This window comes from Endozoicomonas sp. SESOKO3, from assembly GCF_024606255.1.
Window position 1 is genome coordinate 1 of sequence record NZ_JAHHPR010000326.1, and the last position, 1142, is coordinate 1142.

Here is a 1142-nt window from a genome sequence, read left to right on the forward strand (position 1 = left end):
CATTCACTTCAACTTTTTCTACTTCAATGGTGGCAAGGGGAACATAGTGATCACTTGCGCCGAGGTTTCCTGCCCTGTCACCGACACCCTCCAGCAAAAATGCCAGTTGTACCGGGTTGGCGATTTTCGTTGACAGCTCTAATGATTGGATGCCAACCAATTGATCACGAACAGCCTTAACTGAATCCTGATCGGTCATTCCACCTCTGACTTCAATGACCAGTTCCTTTTCTTCAAGGTTATGGGTGAACCTGAAGAATCCTTCATCACCCACCTTCAGGACTTTGGTATATTTCTGAGCAATACCATCCTCGCTTGTTTCAAACTGATCAACACTGGAAACGTCACCATTAATACCATAAAGAACTTCTGTAAAGCCTATAGAAGGAAGGGCAGAGTCCTTACTTTCCTGAGGCTTATAAGAGTAGGTGGTGGTAAAGGATTTGGGTATTGGTTGTTGGTCTTGGCCTAAAGTTGGCTGAATCACAACCTCACTCTGGGTAAACTCCTTGTGTCCATTGCCCCCGATATCGATAGATTTTATCTGCAGCCTGCGATCGGCCAGTGCCTGTGTAACAATGATGGAAGAGCTGATGGCAAAGGCCACTGCAAGGCTCACTGCATCGGGGCGAGCATATCTCATCCTACTACCTCAGAGCTGAGTACTTTATTACCGTGAAAAGTGATGTCCAGACCAGGCTGGGATGCGGCTTTTATTTTTTAATCGCTCATGGCTGTTTCGTTAAGTTGTAGAGAGAATTTAGTTCATAGTGGCAAACTCGGTAAGCTGTTGAGCGAATTTAGTTAACAAAGGCAAAGTTCAATGCCAATAAAATTGAGCGGTTTTTTCGGGGAAGGGCGACATTCATAGTTTCTAAAAGGGTTTAATCGGTAGCACGATCTGAAAGAAAACAGTATTTATTCCTTTATACCGATTTCTTTTGGATGGCTATGGAGGAATCATCCACCGTTTTCTGATATCAAAGTTCGCTGCGGGTATTCTCATTTTTATCAGGATCAAACTTTTGATCAGCCGTTGGTGTATTCAAGGCTGCGCCCTCTGGCGCTGCAGTTGCTCTGTTGTCATCGCTCTGTTGCCAATCGTAGAAGATGCCCAGTGTGTAAGAGTAAGGAATACTTTC

The 1142-nt window shown here is 44.6% G+C and carries 1 protein-coding gene; it reads right to left on the bottom strand.

Going from position 1 to position 1142, the window contains the following annotated elements:
* Positions 1 to 643: hypothetical protein (locus tag KDK18_RS05800; RefSeq protein WP_257253865.1), on the bottom strand; the 643-nt coding region annotated here is incomplete at its 3' end.
* Between the last annotated feature and the right edge of the window lie 499 nt (positions 644 to 1142).